General features: G+C 61.4%; 16 protein-coding genes and 2 riboswitches. Of the genes, 11 read left to right on the forward strand and 5 right to left on the reverse strand.

The window, feature by feature from the left end; all coding sequences use genetic code 11:
• Nucleotides 1-57: 57 nt before the first annotated feature.
• Nucleotides 58-1,179: a glycine cleavage system aminomethyltransferase GcvT gene (gene gcvT / locus AC3RCG_RS13145; protein WP_492401690.1), complete on the reverse strand. Its 1,122-nt coding sequence runs from the start codon at nt 1,177-1,179 to the stop codon at nt 58-60.
• Nucleotides 1,180-1,253: 74 nt separating this feature from the next.
• A riboswitch (glycine riboswitch) is annotated at nt 1,254-1,360 on the reverse strand.
• A gap of 26 nt (nt 1,361-1,386) precedes the next feature.
• A riboswitch (glycine riboswitch) is annotated at nt 1,387-1,473 on the reverse strand.
• A gap of 169 nt (nt 1,474-1,642) precedes the next feature.
• Between gcvT and AC3RCG_RS13150 the strand changes: the two genes are divergently transcribed.
• The 7 genes from AC3RCG_RS13150 to def all read left to right on the forward strand — a co-directional run bounded on the left by AC3RCG_RS13150 (nt 1,643) and on the right by def (nt 11,700).
• Nucleotides 1,643-2,215 (forward strand): ATP-dependent Clp protease proteolytic subunit, encoded by a 573-nt coding sequence (locus AC3RCG_RS13150; protein WP_070221578.1) that lies wholly within the window; start codon nt 1,643-1,645, stop codon nt 2,213-2,215.
• A gap of 161 nt (nt 2,216-2,376) precedes the next feature.
• Entirely contained in the window at nt 2,377-3,012 is a 636-nt protein-coding gene (locus tag AC3RCG_RS13155; protein ID WP_230505599.1) for a phosphatase PAP2 family protein, read from the forward strand.
• Between the two features lie 184 nt (nt 3,013-3,196).
• The gene (gene smc / locus AC3RCG_RS13160; RefSeq protein WP_492401689.1) at nt 3,197-6,724 is read left to right on the forward strand and encodes a chromosome segregation protein SMC; all 3,528 of its coding nucleotides are present in this window, start codon (nt 3,197-3,199) and stop codon (nt 6,722-6,724) included.
• The gene (locus AC3RCG_RS13165) at nt 6,721-7,887 is read left to right on the forward strand and encodes a cell division protein ZipA C-terminal FtsZ-binding domain-containing protein (protein WP_070221528.1); all 1,167 of its coding nucleotides are present in this window, start codon (nt 6,721-6,723) and stop codon (nt 7,885-7,887) included. The genes smc and AC3RCG_RS13165 overlap by 4 nt, the downstream gene beginning before the upstream one ends.
• 14 nt (nt 7,888-7,901) lie before the next feature.
• Nucleotides 7,902-10,253, forward strand: a complete 2,352-nt coding sequence (ligA, locus tag AC3RCG_RS13170; protein ID WP_492401688.1) for an NAD-dependent DNA ligase LigA — start codon at nt 7,902-7,904, stop codon at nt 10,251-10,253.
• 20 nt (nt 10,254-10,273) lie between these two features.
• Nucleotides 10,274-11,167: a UTP--glucose-1-phosphate uridylyltransferase GalU gene (gene galU / locus AC3RCG_RS13175; protein WP_070221526.1), complete on the forward strand. Its 894-nt coding sequence runs from the start codon at nt 10,274-10,276 to the stop codon at nt 11,165-11,167.
• Complete coding sequence (gene def, locus AC3RCG_RS13180; protein ID WP_070221525.1) at nt 11,164-11,700, forward strand: peptide deformylase; 537 nt, start codon at nt 11,164-11,166, stop codon at nt 11,698-11,700. Before galU ends, def begins: the two co-directional genes overlap by 4 nt.
• Nucleotides 11,701-11,795: 95 nt before the next feature.
• Here def and AC3RCG_RS13185 read toward each other — a convergent pair whose 3' ends face one another.
• The 4 genes from AC3RCG_RS13185 to map form a co-directional block, all read right to left on the reverse strand.
• The gene (locus AC3RCG_RS13185; protein WP_083287073.1) at nt 11,796-12,560 is read right to left on the reverse strand and encodes a flagellar brake protein; all 765 of its coding nucleotides are present in this window, start codon (nt 12,558-12,560) and stop codon (nt 11,796-11,798) included.
• A 145-nt stretch (nt 12,561-12,705) separates the two neighbouring features.
• A complete protein-coding gene (locus AC3RCG_RS13190) occupies nt 12,706-13,455 on the reverse strand; it encodes a pseudouridine synthase (protein WP_034752263.1) in 750 nt (249 codons plus the stop codon).
• Between the two features lie 41 nt (nt 13,456-13,496).
• Nucleotides 13,497-16,064, reverse strand: a complete 2,568-nt coding sequence (locus AC3RCG_RS13195) for a [protein-PII] uridylyltransferase (RefSeq protein ID WP_492401687.1) — start codon at nt 16,062-16,064, stop codon at nt 13,497-13,499.
• 55 nt (nt 16,065-16,119) lie between these two features.
• Entirely contained in the window at nt 16,120-16,932 is an 813-nt protein-coding gene (gene map / locus AC3RCG_RS13200; protein ID WP_070221576.1) for a type I methionyl aminopeptidase, read from the reverse strand.
• A gap of 400 nt (nt 16,933-17,332) precedes the next feature.
• On the opposite strand from map, the gene rpsB reads away from it, so the two are divergent.
• The 4 genes from rpsB to frr all read left to right on the forward strand — a co-directional run bounded on the left by rpsB (nt 17,333) and on the right by frr (nt 20,746).
• Entirely contained in the window at nt 17,333-18,085 is a 753-nt protein-coding gene (gene rpsB / locus AC3RCG_RS13205; RefSeq protein ID WP_010397614.1) for a 30S ribosomal protein S2, read from the forward strand.
• 158 nt (nt 18,086-18,243) lie between these two features.
• Complete coding sequence (gene tsf / locus AC3RCG_RS13210) at nt 18,244-19,155, forward strand: translation elongation factor Ts (RefSeq protein WP_034752260.1); 912 nt, start codon at nt 18,244-18,246, stop codon at nt 19,153-19,155.
• Between the two features lie 147 nt (nt 19,156-19,302).
• Entirely contained in the window at nt 19,303-20,019 is a 717-nt protein-coding gene (gene pyrH, locus AC3RCG_RS13215; RefSeq protein WP_034752258.1) for a UMP kinase, read from the forward strand.
• A gap of 166 nt (nt 20,020-20,185) precedes the next feature.
• Nucleotides 20,186-20,746: a ribosome recycling factor gene (gene frr, locus AC3RCG_RS13220; protein WP_070221522.1), complete on the forward strand. Its 561-nt coding sequence runs from the start codon at nt 20,186-20,188 to the stop codon at nt 20,744-20,746.
• The last annotated feature ends 66 nt before the right edge of the window (nt 20,747-20,812 follow it).

Raw genomic sequence — 20,812 nt, forward strand, 5'->3', positions numbered from 1 at the left:
TAAGTGTTCGTTATTGATTATGGTTGTACGGTCTTGCGGGCGGCTCTATAAATACGCTTACGCAGCCAGGATTTTACCGTTACGCACGAAAGGCAGCTTGACGACGGAAGCGGCCAGCTGCTTGCCGCGGATTTCCACGTGCACGGTGTCGCCCACGGCCACGCCGTTCGGCACGCGCGCGAGAGCAATGGCTTCCTGCATCGTCGGACTGAAGGTGCCGCTGGTGATTTCGCCCGCGGCGTCGCTGCCGGCGATGATGACTTTCTGGTGCGCGCGCAGCACGCCGCCTTTTTCGCGCAGGATCAGGCCCACGAATTGCGCGTTCTGCCCTTTCGCCAGCAGGGCGGCCTTGCCGATGAAGTCGCGCTCGCTGACCAGGTCGATGGTCCACGCCAGGCCGGCGTCGAGCGGGTTGACGCTTTCGTCCATGTCCTGGCCGTACAGATTCATGCCCGCTTCCAGGCGCAGGGTGTCGCGCGCACCGAGGCCGGCCGGCTTGACGCCGGCGGCGATCAGGGCGTTCCACAGCGCTTCCACCTGGGTGGCGGCCACGCCGATTTCAAAGCCGTCTTCGCCCGTGTAGCCGGTGCGCGCCAGCATGACTTCGCCGAAGGCCGTGTCCTTGACGATGACGACGTTGAACGGCTTGATGGCTTCGGACGCGGCTTGCGTTTCCGGCAGCACTTGCCACACCTTGGCGCGCGCGTTCGGGCCTTGCACGGCCACCAGGGCCATTGGATTGTTGGCATTGCGGCGCTCGGTGATCGTCAGGCCGCTGTTGGTGTTGGTGTTTTGCTGCAGCATCCACGCCACGTCTTTTTCAGCCGTGCCCGCGTTGACGACGAGGCGGAACCAGTTTTCGTTGAAGAAGTAGACGATCAGGTCATCGATGACGGTACCTTCGGCATTCAACATGCACGAGTACAGCGCCTTGCCCGACACTTGCAGCTTGTCGACGTTGTTGGCCAGCAAGCCGCGCAGGAAGGCGCGCACATTCGGGCCTTCGATATCGACCACGCACATATGGGACACGTCGAACATGCCGGCGTCGCCGCGCACGGCGTTGTGTTCTTCGATTTGCGAGCCGTAGTTGACGGGCATGTCCCAGCCGCCGAAATCGACCATGCGGGCGCCGACGGCACGGTGGGCGTTGTTGAGTGGGGTCGCTTTGAGCGTCATGGATTCCTCGGGACGAAGGTAATAGGGGAGTTAACAAAACATAGAATAGCCAAACACGGCTTTCCAGCGTGATCACTGACCCCCCTGTCCTTTGTACCTGAGAGATTACGGGGGGCTTGCCCCGTGCGCCCCTTCGGTGGGCCGCCGGCATGTGCCGCGGCCGCTCTCCAGAGTTGAGCTGTAGTGTCGCCAAAGCAACAACTTCAGTCCGCCTGATCGGTCCTTTTGCCTGAGAGTTTTTGGGTAGTGCCCCTTCGGCGGCAACGCTGGGTTGCCCTCTCCCGATCAAGTGGGAGGAATATATGCCAGCAGGGTGTTTCTGTCAATCTGTAAAGACGTTGCCAAATTGCAGCAAAAGCCCCGGTTTGCGGGGCTGGCGAGGGGAATGTTCCGCTGCAAAAGGGCGCCCGGCCGCGCAGGAATGCGCTATGATGAAATCCTGGCTTTCTTGCGGGTGCCTGCCATGAACACTACACAAAGCGAGACGCAAAACAACACCGAGCAGCACGGTTACTTTACCCTCTCGGGCGACGTCAACAGCGACATGGTGCGGCGCGTCTTCAATGCCGCCGCCGACATCACGGAAGACAAGCTCACCACCGCGCACATCCTGATCCAGTCCAACGGCGGCTATGTCAGCGATGGCATCTGTCTGTACAACTTCCTCAGCAAGTTGCCGCTCGACATCATCACCTACAACGCGGGCGCCGTGGCGTCCATCGCCGTCACCCTGTTCCTGGCGGGGCGGCACCGCCACGCCAGCGACACGGCCCGTTTCATGGTGCACAAGTCGCATGCGACCGCCTCGCCCGGTTCGCGCCCCGATGCGCTCAGCATCATCGTCGAGGGCTTGCGCGCCGACGACATGCGCACCGAGCGCATCCTGCGCGGCCACGTCAAGCTGACGGACGAGCAGTGGCAGGTGCACGCATATTCGGACCTGCACCTGACGGCCGACCAGGCGCTGGAAGTGGGCATGGTCGAATCGATCCGCGACTTTGCTCCGCCCAAGGGCAAGCGCCTGACGAATATCTGACGCGCCGCCGGTGCGGCATCCGCGAGATATTTTCGTATGGCAATTTCTGAGATGGAAATTGTAATGGAATGTAATTCTTCTCCGTAGTTGATGAAAACCCGGGCGCAAGCAGGGCCAGTCGTGGCATAGTGCACGCTGATCATGAAATAAGCGTAGGCACGATGACTTGGTGGAATGGGATTTCTTTTGCGGCCGACATGTCCGTCATGGGGCCGGCTGGCGTGGCGATTGCCCTGTGGCTGCTCGTGTCGCGCCAGTGGCGGCTGGTACTCAGCTGGAGCTTGTGGTACGGCGGCGGCCTGGCCCTCGTGGTGCTGTCGAAGCTGGCCTTCATGAGTTGGGGCGTGGGCAGCAGCACGCTCGATTTTACCGGTTTCAGTGGCCACGCCATGCGCGCCGGCGCCGTGTTTCCCGTGCTGATGTATGTGCTGCTGCAGCGGGCCGAACCGCGCTGGCGCCATGCCGGCGTGCTGGTCGGCGTGGCCTTTGCCGTGCTGGTGGCCATATCCCGCGTGGTCGTGCATGCGCACAGCGTGTCCGAAGCCGTCAGCGGCTGCGTGCTGGGCCTGGCGCTGGCGCTGGGCTTCATGTGGAATGCCCGTGGCGCCGTCAATTTTGCCGTCAGCCATGCGCTGGCCCTGGCCAGCCTGGCGCTGATGGTGGTGCTGAGCTTCAAGGCGGAGCCCATGCCGACCGAACAATGGCTGCAAAAACTGGCCCTGGTGCTGTCCGGCCATGAGCGCGTTTTTTCCCGCGCGGACTGGAAACTGGCGCAGGATGGCCGTCCTGCCCCCTGATCCGCTGCCGGCAGGCGCCTGGCGCGACGGTTTTTTGGCCAGAAAAGCATCAGGAAATGGTATGATGAACCACTTTTTTTGCGGCGAGCGGCCAGGCTGCCGTCGCGATGCGGCATCTGAACTGAACATGAACCGGGTTCACCCATAATATAACCGCCAGCATAGGCCAGGAACTCTAAAACACGTGCGTCTCTCTTCCATCAAGTTGTCGGGATTTAAGTCTTTCGTCGATCCCACCAATTTTCAGGTGCCAGGCCAGCTCGTGGGCGTGGTCGGGCCGAATGGCTGCGGCAAGTCGAACATCATCGACGCCGTGCGCTGGGTGCTGGGCGAATCAAAAGCGTCCGAATTGCGCGGCGAATCGATGCAGGACGTCATTTTCAACGGCTCGACCCACCGTAAACCTGCCGGCCGCGCTTCCGTGGAACTGGTGTTCGACAATAACGACGGCAAGGCGTCCGGCCAGTGGGGCCAGTACGCCGAGATCGCCGTCAAGCGCACCCTGACGCGCGACGGCACCTCCACCTATTACATCAATGGCCAGCCCGTGCGCCGGCGCGACATCCAGGATATCTTCCTCGGCACGGGCCTCGGTCCGCGCGCCTACGCCATCATCGGCCAGGGCATGATTTCGCGCATCATCGAATCGCGCCCCGAAGAATTGCGCGTCTTCCTCGAGGAAGCGGCCGGTGTCTCCAAATACAAGGAACGCCGCCGCGAGACGGAAAACCGCTTGCAGGACACGCGCGAGAATTTGCTGCGCGTGGAAGACATCTTGCGCGAACTCAATGCCAACCTGGAAAAGCTGGAAGCGCAGGCCGCTGTCGCCACGCGTTTCCACGCCTTGCAGGCGGACCAGGAAGAAAAGCAGAAACTGTTGTGGTTGCTGCGCAAGAACGAGGCGCAAAACGAGCAGACGCGCTATTTCCGCGAAGTGGAGCAGGCGCAGACGGACCTGGAAGAGCAGACGGCCAAGCTGCGCAACGTGGAACTGACCCTCGAGCAGATGCGCCAGGCGCACTTTGCCGTGGGCGACCGTTTGCATACGGCGCAAGGTCATCTGTACCAGACGAATGCGGAAATCGGCAGCCTGGAAGCGCAGATCAAGTTCGTCATCGAATCGCGCGCCCGCCTGCAGGCACAGCTGGCCACCCTGACGGCCCAGCGCGACCAGTGGACGCAACAGGGTAGCGAATACCAGGAACAGATCGAAGAGGCGGAGTTCCACCTCGAGGAACTGGCGGCCAAGGTGGAACAGTCGCAAATGATGGCCGAGCAGAAGGGCGAGCAATTGCCCGAGCTGGACGCTGCCTGGCGCGCCGCGCAAAACAAGAGCACGGAATCGCGCGCGCGCATCATGCAGGCCCAGCAGCAGCTGGAACTGGAATCGGCGCACCAGCGCAACGCTTCCAACATCCTGGCCAGCCTGCTGACGCGCCGCGAGCGGCTGCAGCAGGAAAAGAACAGCCTCAGTTTGCCTGACAGCAGCCACCTGGAAAACCTGAAACTGCAGCTGGAAGAAAAGCAGCAAACCCTGGAAGAGCAGGGTTTCTACCTGGAAGAAGCGCTCGAGCAGCAACCGAAGCTGGAGCAGGAGCGGGCCGAGGCACAGGCGCAAGTCAATGCCGAAACGGCGGCCAACGCCCAGCTGGAAGCGCGTCTTTCCGCCTTAAAACAATTGCAGGAACGGGTGCAGACGCAGGGCAAGGTCCAGCCGTGGCTGAAAAAGCACGAACTCGACACCTTGCCCCGCCTGTGGCAAAAGCTGCAGATCGAAGCGGGCTGGGAAGCGGCCATGGAGTCGATCCTGCGCGAGCGCACGTCGGCCCTGCAACTGTCGAATATCGACTGGGCCAAGGCTTTCTTTGCGGACGCGCCGCCGGCCAAGCTGGCCCTGTATGCGCCATCGACCGTGGCGCCGCTGCCCCTGCCGGACGTGCCTGGCCTGAAACCGTTTTTGAACTTGTTGAAACTCAACGATCCCGGCTTGCGCGGCTTGCTGCAGGATTGGCTGTACAACGCCTACGCCGTGGAAGACGCGGCCGAGGCGCTGGCCGAGCGGGCGAAATTGCCGCCGGGCGGCTATTTCGTCACGCGCGCCGGTCACGTGGTCACGGCCACCAGCGTGCGCTTCTATGCGGCCGACTCGGAGCAGGAAGGCATGCTGGGCCGCCAGCAGGAAATCGAGAATATCGGCAAGCAGCTGCGCGCCCAGCAATTGCTGGCCGAAGAGGCGCGCGCCCGTTCCGTGCGGGCCGACGCCGCCGTGGCGACGCTCACGCGCAACCTGTCCGACTTGCGCCTGCGCATACAGCAGCTCACTTCCTCCGTGCATACCCTGCAGCTGGACGTGGTGAAACTGTCGGAAGTGGAAGCGCGCTTCAACCAGCGCAGCACGCAGATCGGCGCCGACCTGGCGGAGATCGCCGCGCAGGAAGCGGAGCAGCAGCAGATCAAGGCCGAATCGGAAGAGAAATTCGAACAGCTGGACATGGAGCTGGGCAACTTGCAGGAAGCGCACGAAGACGGCCACACGGATTTCCTGCAGAAGGAACAGCGGCTGGCCGAGGCGCGCGAAGCCTTGCGCGACCTGGAGCGGGCCGCCAAGGATACGGAATACGCGGAAAAAGCCCACCGCGCGAAGATCGAGGAATTGCGCCGCAATATCGCCACGGCCAGTACGCAGGCCCAGCAAGTGACGGAAAGCCTGGGGGCTGGCCAGCAGGAACTGGCCAGCCTGGAAAGCGGCGCGGCCGCCGACGGCTTGCAGGATCTGCTCGAGCGCCGCACGACGCAGGAGCGGGCGCTGGCCGACGCGCGCCATGAACTCGATCAAATTACGCAGCAGCTGCGCCTGTCCGAAGATGCGCGCACGCAATCGGAACGCAGCCTGCAGCCGCAGCGCGACAAGATCATGGAAATGCAGCTCAAGGAACAGGCCGCGCGCCTGAACCAGGAGCAATTCGCCCAGCAACTGCTGGAGTCGGGCGCCGATGAAGCGGCCCTGACGGAAAAACTGCATCCGGACATGCGTCCATCGTATCTGCAGGGCGAAGTGACGCGCCTGACCAATGCCATCACGGCACTGGGGGCCGTCAACCTGGCCGCGCTGGACGAACTGGCGCAGGCGTCGGAGCGCAAGAATTTCCTCGACGCCCAGAATGCCGACCTGACGGAAGCGATCAATACCCTGGAAGACGCGATCCACAAGATCGACAAGGAAACGCGCGACTTGCTGCAAGACACGTTCGACAAGGTCAACCACCACTTTTCCGAGCTGTTCCCCATCCTGTTCGGCGGGGGACAGGCCAGGCTGACCATGACGGGCGACGAGATTCTCGATTCCGGTGTACAAGTCATGGCGCAGCCTCCCGGCAAGAAAAATGCCACCATCCACCTGTTGTCCGGTGGAGAGAAGGCGCTGACCGCGACCGCATTGGTGTTTTCCATGTTCCGCCTGAATCCGGCGCCGTTCTGCCTGCTCGACGAAGTCGATGCACCGCTGGACGATTCGAACACGGAACGCTTCTGCCGCATGGTCAAGCGCATGTCCGACCAGACCCAATTCCTTTTCATTTCGCATAACAAGATTGCGATGGAAATGGCCCATCAATTGATCGGTGTGACGATGCAGGAGCAGGGCGTATCGCGCATCGTGGCGGTGGACATGGAGTCCGCCGCAAATTTTGCAACCGAGGCACAAGCAGCATGACAGACCTTCAAATTACCTTGTTCGGCGCCGGCGGCGTTTTTATCGTCGGCGTTTTCTCGTACAACAAATGGCAGGAATACAAGGCCAAGAAAAGCGTGGAGCGGGCTTTTTCCACCGACCACGATGACGTGCTGATGCGCGAGGGCGACGCCCCTGCGGTGGAAGCCCAGGAACCCGTCTTGCGTCAGGAACCGCGCTTTGACGCCGCGCCCGCCGCCAAGGCCGAACCGTCGTTCGGCGCGCCGCCCGCTAGCGCCGTGCCCGAAGCCCCCGTGCATGCGGAACCGTCGCTCGGCGATGCCGGCGTGGAAGCGCCTGCTGCCGTGGCCGCGCCGCTGCAGCAGGAAGTGAGCGCCGCCAGCGAACAGGCGACCAGCCTGGTCGACCCGCTGATCGATTGCCTGCTGCCTTTGTCGCTGGAAGCGCCCGTGCGCGGCGACAAGATCCTGCCCGTGCTGCAAACCCTGCGCCTGGTGGGCAACAAGCCCGTCCACTTCATCGGCTTGCACGTGAATGGCGACTGGGAACCGATCACGCATGGCGGTGTCTACACCAAGATGCAGGGCGGCGTACAGCTGGCCAGCCGCAGCACGGCCCTGAATGAACTCGAATACTCGGAACTGGTCACGCGCCTGCGCGGCGTTGCCGACGAGATCGGCGCCGAGCCGGAAGTGCCCGACATGATGGAAGTGATGGCCGAAGCGCGCAATCTGCACCGTTTCGTCGCTGGCCACGATGCCCAGCTGGGTGTCAACCTGCATACAAATGGCGCGCCATGGGCCATTTCCACCTTGCTGTTCGCGTTGGAAAAGCAGGGCTTCGACGTGCGTCCGGACGGCCGTTTCGTCATGCCCGACGGCGAAGGCAGTTATCTGTTCTCGCTGTCGACGAATGTCACCCTGGCCGAGGAAACCACGCCCCGTTTGACACTGCTGCTGGACGTGCCCTGCGTGGCGCCCGCGCGCGACGGTTTCGGCGCCATGGTCGCCTGCGCCAAGGCGCTGGTGGGCCGCCTCGACGCGACCATCGTCGACGATTACAACCAGGCCCTGTCCGATGCGGCGCTGGCCGAGATCGCCGGCCAGGTGCAAGAGTTTTACCAGGAAATGGATGCGGCCGACATTCCGGCCGGTTCCACCCGCGCCCTGCGTTTATTTAGCTGAAGAATCCCGCAACAATGACTGATCCGATCAACCAGGACGCCGCCGCTCGCGTCCTGGCACTCACGGCCGAACTCAATCGGCATCTGCACGCCTACCACGTGCTCGACAATCCCACCATCCCCGACGCCGAGTACGACAAGCTGTTCGTCGAACTGCAAACGCTGGAAGCGGCCCATCCCGACTTGCGTACGCCCGATTCGCCCACCTTGCGCGTGGGCGCGGCGCCTTTGCCGCAATTCGAGCAAGTCACGCACACGGTGCCGATGCTGTCGCTGAACAATGGTTTCACCGATGACGATATCATCAACTTCGACCGCCGCGTGCGCGAAGGCCTGGACCTTGATGGTACGGATGTCGACTATGCTGCCGAAGTGAAATTCGACGGCCTGGCCATCAACCTGCGCTATGAGCGCGGCCTGTTCGTGCAGGCGGCCACGCGCGGCGATGGCGCCACGGGCGAGGACGTGACGGCGAATATCCGCACCATTTCCGGCATCCCGCTGCGCTTGCATGGCGACAAGATTCCAGCCGTGCTCGACGTGCGCGGCGAAGTGATGATGTTCAAGGGCGATTTTGCCCGCCTGAACGAACGCCAGCGCGAAGCGGGGCAGAAGGAATTCGCCAACCCCCGCAATGCGGCGGCCGGCAGCCTGCGCCAGCTCGATTCGCGCATCACGGCGCAGCGCAAGCTGCGTTTCTATGCCTACGGCATCGGTGCGCTGGAAGGCGCCGCCATGCCGGTGTCGCACTCGGCCTTGCTGGACTGGTACGAAACCCTGGGCATCCCCGTGTCCAAGGAGCGCAAGGTGGTGCAGGGCGCGCAGGGCTTGCTTGCCTACTACGCCGATATCGGCGCGCGCCGGCCCTCCTTGCCGTATGAAATCGACGGCGTCGTCTACAAAGTGAACGCGACGGAAGACCAGCAGGAGCTGGGTTTTGTGTCGCGCGCGCCGCGTTTTGCGCTGGCGCACAAGTTCCCCGCCGAAGAAGCGCTGACGCAAGTGCTGGGCATCGATATCCAGGTGGGCCGCACGGGCGCCATGACGCCCGTGGCGCGCCTGGCGCCCGTGTCCGTGGGCGGTGTGACGGTGACCAACGCCACCTTGCACAATGAAGACGAAGTGCTGCGCAAGGATGTGCGCGTGGGCGATACCGTCATCGTGCGCCGCGCCGGCGACGTGATTCCGGAAGTGCTGAGCGTGGTGCTGGAAAAACGTCCGAAACCGGCGCCGCTGCCGTTCAAGATGCTGGAAGCGTGCCCCGTGTGCGGCTCGCACGTGGTGCGCGAAGAGGGCGAGGCCATCGCCCGCTGCTCGGGCGGCCTGTTCTGCTCGGCACAGCGCAAGGAAGCGTTCCGTCATTTCGCGGGCCGCCGCATGATGGATATCGAAGGCCTGGGGGAACGTTATATCGATACCCTGGTCGAACTCGAATACGTGCATGGCCTGGCTGACCTGTACAGCCTGACCCTGGATAAATTGCTGGAAATGAAGTTGCGCGCCGACGAGCGCGACGGTTCGACGCCGGAAACAGTACAACAAGGCAAGATTCCCACCAAGTGGGCGGAAAATCTGTTGGCAGGCATCGAGGCCAGCAAGCGCCCGCCGCTCGAGCGTTTCCTGTTTGCGCTGGGCATCCGCCACGTGGGCGAGTCGACGGCGAAGACCCTGGCCGAGTGGTTGGGTAGCCTGGATTATGTGCGCCGGGCGCCGGCCGCCTTGCTGCGCGTGCTGCCCGACATCGGCGGCACCGTGGCCGAGTCGATTGCCGATTTCTTTGCCGAAGAAAAGAACCAGCAGGCGTTGCAGGCATTGCTGGACGCGGGTGTCACGCCGCAAGGCGAACACGCGCCCAGCGCCAAGCTGCGCACGCAGCTCGAACAAACCACCTTGCTGGCCGCCATCGGCATTCCGAAGCTGACGGAGCCGCGCAGCAAACAGCTGGTGGAGCGGGGTGTGACCCTGGCCAGTCTGGCGGCGCAAGGTGCCAGCTTCCACGCGGGCTTGCCCGCCGCCGTGGCCGAAGCGCTGGCGCAATGGCTGGCCGATGAGGGCAATGTCAAGCTGCTTGGTCAACTGGACGCGCTACGAAATGAATTACTGTCACAATTGCCTGAAATGCCAGCTGTTGGCGGCAAACTGGACGGCAAGACCTTTGTGTTGACGGGCACTTTGCCCAACATGAGCCGCGACGAGGCTGCGGAGTTGATCGAGGCGGCCGGCGGCAAGGTCAGCGGTTCCGTGTCGAAGAAAACCGCTTACGTCGTGGCCGGTTCGGACGCCGGCAGCAAGCTGGCCAAGGCGCAGGAGCTGGGCGTGGCCATACTCGACGAGGCTGGTCTGCTGACCCTGTTGGCGCAAGACTAATCATTCATTACAGAAGACCCATGAAAAAAATCAGAAAAGCAGTCTTTCCCGTCGCCGGCCTGGGCAGCCGTTTCTTGCCTGCGACCAAGGCGCAACCGAAGGAAATGTTGCCCATCGTTGACAAGCCATTGATACAGTACGCGGTCGAGGAAGCCGTGGCTGCGGGTATCACGGAAATGATCTTCATCACGGGCCGCAACAAGCGCGCCATCGAAGACCATTTCGATACGGCCTATGAGCTCGAGTCGGAACTGGAAGCGGCCGGCAAGCGCCAGTTGCTGGAAATGGTGCAAAACGTCATTCCCAAGCACATCAATTGCATTTACATCCGCCAGTCGGCGCCGCTGGGCCTCGGGCATGCCGTGCTGTGCGCGCGTCCCGTGATCGGCGACGAGCCGTTTGCCGTCTTGCTGGCCGACGATTTCATGGATGTGGAAGAGGGCGTGCGCCCCGTGCTGGCGCAGATGGCCGATGTGTTCCAGTATGAAAACTGTTCCCTGCTGGCGGTGCAGGACGTGCCGCGCGCGGAAACCAGGCAGTACGGTATCGTCAGCGCCCAGCATTATCAGCCTGACCTGGAGCTGGTGTCGGGGATCGTGGAAAAACCCGTGCCGGAAGAGGCGCCGTCGACCCTCGCCGTGGTCGGCCGTTATGTGCTGACCAGCCGCATCTTCGAGCACCTGGAGAAAATCGGTACGGGCGCCGGCGGTGAAATCCAGTTGACGGACGGCATCGCCGCCCTGATGCGTGAAGAGCGCGTGCTGGCTTACCGTTACAAGGGGCAGCGTTATGATTGCGGCTCCAAGCTGGGTTATCTGAAGGCAACGACAGCGATGGGCATGAAACACCCGGAAACGGGCGCGGCCTTTCGCACTTACCTGCAAGAACTGCAATCGACACTGGACGCAAAATGACCGTACGTGAAATCCTGAAGATGGGCGATCCGCGCCTGCTGCGGATGGCCGAGCCCGTGCGTGAATTCGATACGCCCGAACTGCATGCCTTGATCGCCGACATGTTCGACACCATGCACGCGGCCAATGGCGCAGGTCTGGCGGCGCCGCAGATCGGCGTCAACCTGCAAGTGGTGATCTACGGCTTCAAGCAGAACCTGCGCTATCCCGACGCACCGCAAGTGCCGGAAACCGTGCTGATCAACCCCGTGCTGACGCCTCTGTCGGAACGCAAGGAAGAGGGTTTTGAAGGCTGCCTGTCCGTGCCCGGCCTGCGCGGCAGCGTGCCGCGCTGGAGCGAGCTGCACTACGAAGGTGTCGACCAGTTCGGCCAGCCCATCAGCCGCGACTGCGACGGCTTCCATGCGCGCGTGGTGCAGCATGAAGTGGACCACCTGCACGGCATCCTGTATCCGATGCGTATCGTCGACTTCACGCAGTTCGGCTATACCGAGGTCATGTTCCCCGACCTGGATCCGAACGACGACGATTAATTGACGCTTTACCTGGACGTCCGGGGTCAGCCCCCCGGATGCGTTAGCGCGAAGATATGTGTTGGCGGTGTTGAGGGTCTGACCCCAGTACTCAACTAGCGCACCTTGCGGCTGCTGCCCAGGTTATCGAGCAAGGCTTTCAATTCATCCTGCATGGCATCCGTCAGGTTCAGGAAGCGGCAGCCGATCTGCACCTGCTCGCCCAGCAGGAAGGAGCGGAAGGTGCGCGACAGGCGGATTTCCAGGTCTGCGATCATGACCTTGTCCGGCCCCAGCTCCAGGCGCACGCGCGACAGCTTGCGGCCCACGTACAGGCCTACCGTGTCGCGCGGATGGGCGCGCATGCCGATGCCGCCGGCCGAGAAATCATACAGCTGCAATTCATATGGACGGCCCTCGAGCACGAAGGCGGCCAGGTAGTACACGCCCAGCGGTGTTTCCAGGCGGGCCGATTCGCGCCGCTCCAGGACCAGGCAATGGCTGGGAAAGTTCGTCAGGTAGACGTTCGGCCGCTCGGGATACGCTTGCCATTCGCCATTGATGGTGAACTGCAGTTTGGCGTTTTGTACCCACGACACAAACGTGGCGCCGCCAGGCGGCAGGGTCGCACCTTCATTGAGTTCCAGCACGAATTGCGGCAAGTCATCGTCAACGGACAGGACGCGCCCCAGGATGAGGTCTTCGCCGCCAGCCGGGTAGATGGAGATGGCGTCGCCGTTGTCAGCCAGGCTGCACAAGGTTTCGCCGATATCCCACGGATCGCTCATATGGTGCGGCTTGGTGCCGGGGGCCATCGGCTCGGCCACGTCAGCCAGACTGGGCGCGCCCTTGCGCAGGGGATTGGGGATGGGATCGTTCACGACAGCGTATCTCTTTTGTTCTAATGGGGAATAGTGTATAGGTTTAAGGCAATATTTACTAAGTAAATCACAATAATTGATTTTATATCACTATATTCCTGTTGCTTATGTATGCTGGCCTGGCATGCCGCCTTGACGTCGCCGCTTAAAACTGTTCGTCTGCGCTCAAATAACGCCATTGGCCGGTAGGCAAGTCGCCCAGTTTGACCTTGCCGATGCGCACGCGTTTCAAACCCAGCACCTTCAGGCCCACGGCTTCGCACATGCGGCGGATCTGGCGTTTCTTGCCTTCGCGCAAAGTAAAGCTTAGCTGGTCTTCGTTTTGCCAGCGCACCTTGGCCGGCAACAGCGGCTTGCCGTCGAGCCACAGGCCGTGGTTGAGCTTTTTCAGCTCGCTGTCGGGCAGGGTGCCGCCCTTGGTGTAGCTCACGCGCACCAGGTATTCCTTGTCGATGTCGGTATCGTGGCCGATCAGCTGCTTGGCCACGCGGCCGTCCTGCGTCAGGACCAGCAAGCCGACGGAATCGATGTCCAGCCGTCCCGCTGCCACCAGGCTGCGCAGCTGGGTCGGATGGAATTGTTCCGGGCTGCGGTCTTCCGCCCAGCGGTTTTCCGCCTTGATCAGGGCCACGGCGGGCGTGTAGCCGTCTTCGGCCTGGCCGCTGACGTAGCCGACCGGTTTGTTGATCAGCACGGTGACGCGCTTCGATTGCTCGGCCGCCGCCTGGCGTTCCACGGTGACTCTCTGGCTCGGGTAGACTTTGCTGCCCAGCTCGGACACCACCTTGCCATCCACGCGGACCCAGCCGCGGGCGATCCATTCATCGGCTTCGCGGCGCGAGCACAGGCCCAGTTCGGACATGCGTTTGGACAAGCGTAATAATTCTTCGGTCATGTTGTTTCAGTTTCAGTAAGGGTAGGCGCTGCGCGGAAAGCTTACACTTTCAGCGCATCGAGTAAATCGGTTTCCAGCAATATCTGGTTGCGGGCATTGTTGAGCGCGGGGCCGTCGACGAGGAAGACGTCTTCGACCCGCTCGCCCAGGGTCATGATCTTGGCCGTGTGCAAGTTAATGCGGTACTTGGTCAGCACGTTGGCGATCGCATACAGCAGGCCCGTGCGGTCGTTGGCCGCCACCGACAGCAAATAGTACTGGCCTTTTTCATCGGGCCGCAGGTCCACCGTCGGCTGGAAGGGGAAGGTGCGCGACAGGCGCGACAGCCGTCCCTTGCCCGGCGGCGGCAGCGGCGTTTGCGACTGCAGCAATTCGCCCAGCTCATGCTCGATCAGGCTGATGATGTCGCGGTAGCTCTTGGCGAAGTTTTGCTCGGTGACGAGGAAGGTGTCGAGCGCATAGCCATTTTTCGTCGTATGGATCTTCGCGTCGAGGATGCTGAAGTTCTTGCGGTCGAAATAGCTGCAGATGCGCGCGAACAGGTCGGGCTGGTCGGGAATGTATACGGCCACCTGCAAGCCTTCGCCGATGGGCGCCAGCCGGCATTTTACCACCGGCAACTTGCTGTCGAGCTTGTCATACAGCGAGCGCGTCTGCCAGGCGATGTCGGACGCGTCGTGGCGCAGGAAATAGGCCACGTCCAGCTGTTGCCACAGTTTCTGGTGCGCATCGGGCGGCAAGCCGTACAGGCGCAGGGTGGCCAGCGCTTCCTGCTGGCGGTTTTTGAGCTCGCGGTCGGCCGTGTGCGGCTCGCCGCCCAGCACGCGCAGGGTGATCTTGTACAGGTCTTCCAGCAGCTTGCCCTTCCAGGCATTCCACACTTTCGGGCTGGTGCCGCGGATGTCGGCCACCGTCAGCAGGTACAAGCCCGTCAGGTGGCGCTCGTCCTTGACCACTTTCGCAAAGGCGGCGATGACGTCGGGATCGGACAAGTCCTGCTTTTGCGCCACTTGCGACATGGTCAGGTGATTTTCCACCAAGAAAGCCACCAGTTCCGTGTCCTCGGCAGACAGGCCGTGCTCCTGGCAGAACTGGGTGGCGTCGGCCACGCCCAGTTTCGAGTGGTCGCCGCCGCGGCCCTTGGCGATGTCGTGGAACAGGGCCGCCACGTACAGCAGCCACGATTGCGAGAAATCGGCCATCAGCTGGCTGCAGAACGGATATTCGTGCGCGTGTTCGCTCATGGTGAAGCGGCGCATGTTGCGCACCACCATCAGAATGTGCTGGTCGACCGTGTACACGTGGAACAGGTCGTGCTGCATCTGGCCCACGATGCGGCGGAAATTCGGCAGGTAGCGCCCCAGGATGCTCATCTCGTTCATGCGCCGCAGCGCGTGGATGATGCCGACAGGGGCTTGCATGATGCGCAGGAACAGGGCGCGGTTGACGGGATCCTGGCGGAAGGCGGCGTCGATCTTGAAGCGCGCGTGCCACAGGGCTCGCGTGGCGCGCGAGGTCATGCCCTTCAGGGCCGGGCGCTCCGTCATGAGCACGAAGACTTCCAGCATGGCCGATGGATATTGCTCGAACGTGTCGTCGGCGCTGATGTCGATCAGGCTGTTGACTTCATTGAAGCGCTCGTTGATGGGCACGGCCACGTCGTCCTGCGGGAACAGCCGCGCTTCGATGTTTTGCAGCAAAATCGTGTTGAGCTGGGTCACCGTCTTGGCGGCCCAGTAGTAGCGTTGCATGAGGAATTCGCTGGCACGGCGCATGTGCGGCCCGCTGCCCGTCGCTTGCAGGCCCAGCGATTCGGCGATCGCCGTCTGCACATCGAACACGAGACGGTCTTCGCGCCGCCCCGCGTGCAGGTGCAGGCGCACGCGGATATCCTTGAAGGCGCGCTCCTTTTCCATCAGCTGGCGCGCTTCCGTCAGGGTGATCAGTCCGCCCGTGGCCAAGGTGCGCCACGAGTTCGCCAGGCCGGCCGCTTTGGCCACCCATAGGATCACCTGCAGGTCGCGCAGGCCGCCCGGGCTTTCCTTGCAATTCGGTTCCAGGCTGAAAGCCGTGTCTTCGTACTTGGCATGGCGCTGGCGCATTTCCGCCGTTTTTGCCTGGAAGAAGGCTTGCGGATCCATGGCCGCGTCATAGCGCTGCTGCAATTGCGCGAACAGGTCCGCGTTGCCGCACACGAGGCGCGCTTCGAGCAAGCTCGTCTGCACTGTGATGTCGGCCTTCGATTCGACCAGACATTCATCGACCGTGCGGATGCTGTGGCCGATTTCCAGGCCCAGGTCCCACAGCAGTTGCACCAGTTCCTCGAGCTTTTCCTGCGTGGCGGCGTCCGGCGATTGTTGCAGCAGGATCAGCAGGTCGACGTCGGAATACGGAAACAGCTCGCCCCGGCCATAGCCGCCCACGCCCACCAGGGCCGTGCCTGGCGGCAAGCCCGCTTCCTGCCAGGCCCGCGCCAGCACGCCATCGACGCTGTGGCGCAGGCTGCGCAGCAGTTTTTCAGGCTTGCCGTCGGCCTGGAAGGCCGCAATGACGACCTGGCGGTCGGCTTTCAGTTGCTGTTTCAGCTGTTCCCGAACTTGCTTTTTCATCTGGGCCCTGGGTGGCGGTGGGTCGGGTGGGGTCAGGCTTGATTAATGACGCTTATCAGGCTTTATTGCCGATAAAGGCGGGCGGCGGCGGCATGCCCGGCGAGACGGTCAGCACTTCATAGCCCGTTTCCGTGACCAGCACCGTGTGCTCCCATTGCGCCGACAGGCTGCGGTCCTTGGTTTTGATGGTCCAGCCATCGTTCATTTCGCGGATTTCGCGGCGGCCCGAGTTGATCATCGGTTCCACCGTGAAAATCATGCCCGCTTCCAGGCGCTCCAGGGTGCCTGGCTTGCCGTAGTGCAAGACTTGCGGCTCTTCATGGAAGACCTTGCCGATGCCGTGGCCGCAGAATTCGCGTACCACGCTGTAGCCGGCCTTTTCCGCGTGCTGCTGGATGGCGTGGCCGATATCGCCCAGGTGGGCGCCCGGCTTGATCTGATCGATGCCCAGCCACATGCACTCATAGGTGATTTCCGACAGGCGCTTGGCCAGGATGGTCGGCGTGCCGACGAGGAACATGCGGCTGTTGTCGCCGTGGTAGCCATCCTTGATGACGGTGATGTCGAGGTTGACGGAGTCGCCGCTTTTCAGGACCTTGTCGCCGGGAATGCCATGGCAGATGACGTCGTTGACGGAGGTGCAGATGGCTTTCGGATAGGGCGTGTAGCCGGGCGGGCAGTAGTTGAGCGGGGCAGGGATGGTGCCTTGCACGTTGACCATGTATTCGTGGCACAGGCGATCGAGTTCGCCCGTCGTGACGCCCACCTTGACGAAGGGGGTGATGTAGTCGAGCACTTCGGCGCCGAGCTTGCCGGCAATGCGCATGCCTTCGATGTCGGCGGCGGTATTGATACGGATGGTGGACATGGTGTAATTCGCAATCTGCAAGAATTCAGGTGAAAAGCACAGACGATTCCGGCTGTATGGGGAAAAGTCTGCAAATATGCCGAAATTATAAACGAGGCGCCCTGAATCCGCCGCCTCCTTCCTATGGCCGGGAGGGGATTTGTGGAGAGAAAGCGGATGAAAAGGCGGCGCGGCCACGCCTTGCACCATCGTGGTGCGCCGGCTGTTTCCGCAGGGCGCGCGATTTGCGGTGCGGACTTGATGCGGCAGGCATTTCAGTGTAGAATCCCGGGTTGCTTGAATTCTCTTTTAAGCAATGCAGTAAAACAGTGTCTTTAATTTATATAAACACGCGAATCCGGTCGACAAGGGTGCCTGTATGGTGACTGATCGGATTCCAGACCCAACCCTGGAGTTAATAATGTCCGTAACAATGCGCGAAATGCTGGAAGCCGGTGTCCACTTTGGTCATCAAACCCGTTTTTGGAATCCAAAAATGGCACCGTTCATCTTCGGCCATCGCAACAAGATCCACATCATCAACCTGGAGAAAACCATGGCGATGTACCAGGACGCAATGAAGCACGTGCGTCAACTGGCTGCAAACCGTGGCACCATCCTGATGGTTGGCACCAAGCGTCAAGCTCGCGAAATCATCGCTGCTGAAGCACAACGCGCTGGCGTGCCTTTCGTTGATCAACGTTGGTTGGGCGGCATGCTGACCAACTTCAAAACGATCAAAACCTCGATCAAGCGTCTGAAAGACATGGAAGTGATGATCGAAGACGGTTCGATCGAGAAGCTGTCGAAAAAAGAAGCGCTGATGTTCTCCCGCGAAATGATCAAGCTGCAAAAATCGATCGGCGGCATCAAGGACATGGGCGGCATTCCTGACGCAATCTTCGTCGTCGACGTCGGCTACCACAAAGGTGCGATCACCGAAGCAGCTAAACTGGGTATCCCGGTCATCGGCGTTGTCGATACCAACCACTCCCCAGAAGGCGTGAACTTCGTGATCCCAGGTAACGATGACTCCTCGAAAGCCATCATGTTGTACGCTCGCGGTGTTGCTGACGCAATCATCGAAGGCCGTGCAGCTGCCGGTAACGAAGTTGTTGAAATGGTTAAAGCAGCCGCTGGCGACGAATTCGTCGAAGTTAACGAACAGGCTTAATGGCCAGGCTATCGCAAGATAGCCGTTTGTAAGCACAGCAGTAAGGGAAAAGGGGTGGCAGCAGCTCCCCCTTTTTTTTAACAAAAAAACGATAGTGACCGCTGGCGAGGCATGCATGCCCGGCCGCGACTATCGACTCACCGAATCAGGAGAAACACATGGCAGCGATTACAGCAGCGATGGTAGGCGAATTGCGCGGCAAAACCGACGCACCAATGATGGAATGCAAAAAAGCACTGACCGAAGCCGAAGGCGACATGGCTCGTGCGGAAGAGATCCTGCGCGTCAAACTGGGCGGCAAGGCATCGAAAGCATCGGCACGCATCACCGCTGAAGGCGTCGTGGCAACTTACATCGCCAATGGCGTAGGCGCCCTGGTCGAAGTGAACTCGGAAACCGACTTCGTTGCGAAAAACGACGATTTCCTGGCACTGGCCAACAACGCTGCCCGTCTGGTAGCGGAACACAACCCGGCTGACGTCGCTGCCCTGCTGGCTCTGCCACTCGATGGCAAGACCCTGGAAGACGTGCGCGCTGCCCTGATCGGCAAAATCGGCGAAAACATGACCATCCGCCGCTTCCAGCGTTTCGAAACCAGCGCCAAGCTGGCTTCGTACCTGCACGGTTCGCGCATTGGCGTGATCGTCGAATTCGACGGCGCCGATGAGCAAGTGGGCAAAGACGTGGCCATGCACATCGCTGCCATGAAGCCAGTGTCGCTGTCGTCGAACGAAGTTCCTGCGGAACTGATCGAAAAAGAGCGTTCGGTTGCACAACTGAAAGCCGAAGAAGACGCAGCCAAAGCGGCCGCCGAAGGCAAGCCAGCGCAATCGCCGGAAATCCTGGCCAAGCGCCTGGAAGGTTCCGTACAGAAGTTCTTGAAAGAAGTTTCCCTGCTGAACCAAGCTTTCGTGAAAAACGACAAGCTGTCGGTTGAGCAAATGCTGAAGGCGGCTAACACCAGCGTCAAAGGTTTCGCCATGTACGTAGTGGGCGAGGGCATCGAGAAGAAGCAGGACGACTTCGCAGCAGAAGTCGCAGCACAGATGGCTGCCTCCCAGGGAGCGTAAGTAAAGCGGGCCGAGAGGCCCGTTTTTTTGGCCCGCCCGCACCTGTGTGCCGGGCGGCGGCATGGGCAGCTTCCTCCCGCCTATCCGGCGCTGCAAGGCGCTGCGCCATGTCATACTCGAATAACCTCATTTATGGAGCCCCAGCTCATGTCAAAACCAGCCTACAAGCGCGTCCTCCTCAAGTTGTCCGGCGAAGCCCTGATGGGCGATGATCCCTACGGCATCAACCGCGCCACGATCGAGCGCATGGTGGCCGATGTGGCCGAGGTGGCGAAGTTGGGTGTGGAACTGGCAATCGTGATTGGCGGCGGCAATATCTTCCGCGGCGTCGCGCCTGGTGCGCAAGGCATGGACCGCGCCACCGCCGACTACATGGGCATGCTTGCCACGGTGATGAACGCACTGGCCCTGGCCGATGCCATGCGCCATGTCGGCATTACCGCGCGCGTCATGTCGGCCATCGGCATCGAACAAGTGGTCGAGCCGTACGTCCGCCCGAAAGCCCTGCAATACCTGGAAGAAGGCAAAGTGGTCGTCTTTGCCGCCGGTACCGGCAATCCGTTCTTCACCACCGATACGGCAGCCGCCCTGCGCGGTTCCGAGATCAGCGCCGAGATCGTCCTGAAGGCCACCAAGGTCGACGGCGTCTACACGGCCGATCCGAAGAAGGATCCGAACGCCACCCTGTTCCACACGATTACGTTCGACGACGCCATCGCCAAGCATCTGCAAGTAATGGATGCCACCGCATTCGCCCTGTGCCGCGACCAGAAACTGCCGATTAAAGTGTTTTCGATCACCAAGCCGGGCGCGCTGATGCGCGTCATCATGGGCGAAGACGAAGGCACCTTGGTTCACGTATAAGGGAAGCGGAGCGCCGAGAAGCCGTCCATGGCTGCGTTGCAGTGCCTTGCCGTACGTTCGGCGCCGCGCCTTGCCCTGAACGGTTTTCGGCACTCCCGACTGCGCTGGTGTTTTCATCGCAAGCGAAGTAGCAATATTCATTATTATCAAGACAAGGAGTACAGCAATGTCCTTAGCTGACGTTAAGAAAAATACCCAGGAACGCATGACGAAGTCGCTGGAAACACTGCGGGCCGACCTGGCCAAAGTGCGTACCGGCCGCGCCCATACGGGTATCCTGGACCACGTGATGGTCGAGTACTACGGTTCGCCGACGGCGTTGACCCAGGTGGCCAACGTGACCCTGATCGATGCGCGCACCATCGGCGTGCAGCCGTACGAGAAGAAGATGGCCAACACCATCGAAAAAGCCATCCGCGACGCCGACCTGGGTCTGAACCCATCGGCACAGGGCGACCTGATCCGCGTTCCGACGCCGCCGCTGACGGAAGAGCGCCGCAAGGAAATGGTCAAGCTGGTCAAGAGCGAAGCGGAAGACGCGAAGATCGCCGTGCGTAACATTCGCCGCGATGCGAATGAGTCGCTGAAAAAACTGGTCAAGGAAAAAGCCTGCTCCGAGGACGATGAGCGCCGCTCGTCGGAAGAAGTGCAGAAGCTGACGGACAAGTTTATTGCCGACATCGACAAGATGGTTGTCGACAAAGAAAAAGAAGTGCTGACCGTCTAGTTTTCAGTCCTTTTGGCGCTGCCCGGAAAAGCACGGCTTTTCCGGGCAGTGCTATTTGGAGCATAA

It is taken from the genome of Janthinobacterium sp. GW823-FHT01H08 (assembly GCF_058797855.1).